Below are 2,932 nucleotides of genomic sequence, written 5' to 3' on the forward strand. Positions count from 1 at the left end.
ATAATGTTTTTCATCAACCGTGATAGGAATTGTTCTTTCTATGTTAGCGTAACAGGGCGATAATTTTCTGTCAACGAAGATTTTACTTGATCCAGAATTACACGTCAGGGAACAAATAGGTACAGCGACTATTTATCTTACATATGTAGACCATGGAGTAACAAATAAATAGTCGCTGTCCCTATTTAACTCCAGCCTTGCTTTTCTACCCGACCTCGGGTCCGGTCTGCTCTCGATTTCACCCATTTCAACCAGGAGTTGGACGTCCTTGAATACCCTGCTGTAATTAATGAATGAGGTTCAACCTTTTTCCCAACCGTAAGTTGTTGCGGACTATTATGTTACCTTAAACACAAACCCCGCATCGCTCAATGAAACATTCACCTCTTTTATCTGCTCACCTGAAGCCATTCTTGAAAGTATTTCCTTTGACATCTCGGGCATCAGGTTGTTGGTGAGGATGTGATCAATGTTCCTCGCCCCGCTCTCAACTTCTGTGCAGCGGCTTGCAACTGACTCAACGATCTCATCACCAAAGTTGAAGACCACATTCCTGTTTTCCATCATCCTCTTTGAAATTTTATTGAGTTTAAGTTTGACGATGAGGCGAAGATTTTTATCGGTAATAGGGAAATACGGGACCACCTTAAGCCGTCCTATGAATGCAGGTTTGAAGTGCTTTATCAGTTCAGGTCTCAGCATCTCTGCCAGCGCCGCGGGTGAAGGCTTGGTCTCCTCATCGGCGCAAACCTTCATGATGGTATCTGTACCCATATTGGATGTTAGGATGATCAGTGTATTCTTGAAATCAATCTTGCGTCCCTCGCCGTCTTCAAGCATACCCTTATCAAAGACCTGATAGAAAAGTTCAATCACATCCGGATGGGCCTTTTCCACTTCATCGAGCAGGACGACGCTGTACGGTCGCTTGCGAACCGCCTCTGTCAGCACTCCGCCTTCACCATAGCCGACATATCCGGGAGGTGACCCCTTGAGACCAGAGACAGTATGCGCCTCCTGATACTCTGACATATTGATTGTAATAAGATTCTGTTCGCCGCCGTACAGGAGCTCGGAGAGTGCAAGGGCTGTCTCGGTTTTTCCGACACCGCTTGGACCAACGAACATAAAGACAGCCTTTGGTTTTGAAGGGTCCTCAATGCCTGCATGTGCCGTCTGAATCATCTGCGCCATTGCCTTCAATGCATGGTCCTGTCCAATGATCCTCTTCCCGATCAGTGCCTCCAGACTGAGTACTGCCGTAATTTCATCGGTCAACATACGCCCGGTAGGGATTCCTGTCCAGCCTGAGATAACCTCTGAGATGGTCTGGGAATCAACCGAAATCTGGACTAATGGAGAATCTGCCTGCACCTCCTTTAATTCCTTCTCTATTTTAATCAGCTCTTCTTTAAACACTGCCAGAGACGGGTCAACCGGATTCTTGAGATAAACCTCATGGATCTTCTGCCTTATCTCCATTATTTTGTTTGCCACCGCCATCTCGGCCTGCCATTTCGTGGTGAGCTCATCCCTTCGAATCCCGACTGCCTCCTTATCTTTTGACAGTGATTCAAGGCGTTCGGTATGTTCATTTCCCATGAGGGATTCTTTTTCAAGAATCTTCATCTCACTCTCTATATTTCCAATCCGGCGGACAGCCTCTTCCACCTGGGGGGGGCTCGTTGTAAGTCCAATGGCTACCCTCGCACAGGATGTATCCAGGACGCTCACCGCCTTGTCAGGCAATTGCCGCGCTGTAATATAACGGTGAGATAAACGGACTGCATCCCGAAGTGCCTCGTCTGTAATCATGACATTATGATGCTTTTCGAGAAAGGGTGAGATTCCCCTCATCATTACCATTGCCTTTTCCTCATCAGGCTCTTCAACCTTGACTACCTGGAATCTGCGTGCAAGGGCGGCATCCTTTTCAAAATATTTTTTATACTCTGCCCATGTGGTAGCGGCAATTGTGCGGAGCTCACCGCGTGCAAGGGCTGGTTTCAGGAGATTTGCCGCATCACCTGATCCTGCTGCGCCTCCCGCACCGATAAGTGTATGGGCCTCATCAATGAAAAGGACTATCGGGACCGGTGACGACTTGACCTCTTCAATTATAGATTTGAGACGGCCTTCAAATTCCCCCTTTATACCTGCCCCTGCCTGCAGAAGTCCCAGATCAAGCGTCTGCACCACAACATTTCTCAAAGGAGGAGGGACATCACCCTGGGCTATCCTCAACGCAAACCCTTCAACCACTGCGGTCTTTCCAACCCCTGCCTCTCCGGTAAGTATAGGATTATTCTGTCTGCGGCGTATCAGGATATCTATCATCTGTCTTATCTCAAAGTCACGCCCGAGGACAGGATCAATTTCACCTTTGCGTGCCTTTTCTGTCAGGTTTATCGTAAACTGATCAAGCGCCTTAGTGCCTTTTGCAGGTATGCCGGATGGACTTGTCATACCAGCGCCTGCTGATTGCATCTCATGGTCTTCACTGGAGCCTGCGATAATGTCTGAGAAACTCTGGCTAAGTGTCTCCACAGAAATCTTCTTAAACTCGCCCGAGCTTGAAACAAGCATCCGGGCCATTTCATCCACACTCATCAGTGCAAGGATGATATGTCCGGAACGAACCACAGGGGACTTATAATCAATTGACGAAATAATCCATGCATCCTGTACCATCTTTGGAATACGGGGCGAAAGCGCAGGTGTCCTCGCATTGCCCCGCTTGAAGCCCTCCATAGCCCGCGTCAGTTCATTTACCAGGCGTGTCTCATTAATCTCAAAATGTCTCAGTATCTTTTGAATATCAGTGTCCGGCATTTCAAGTAGTTTGATAAGGAAGTGCTCAATGTCCACTTCATAATGGGTTTGAGAAAGACATAAACCGGCCGCTGATTCAAGGGCCCTCCGGCAGGTTTCA

Annotated in this window: 1 protein-coding gene; it reads right to left on the reverse strand. The window is 47.8% G+C overall.

Features of this window, described 5'->3' with window-relative positions:
* Positions 1 to 336 precede the first annotated feature (336 nt).
* Positions 337 to 2,932: type VI secretion system ATPase TssH (gene tssH / locus IT392_12440; GenBank protein ID MCC6545284.1), on the reverse strand; the 2,596-nt coding region annotated here is incomplete at its 5' end.

The sequence above is a fragment of the Nitrospirota bacterium genome (genome assembly GCA_020846775.1).
In the GTDB taxonomy this organism is placed as follows: Bacteria; Nitrospirota; 9FT-COMBO-42-15; order HDB-SIOI813; family HDB-SIOI813; genus RBG-16-43-11.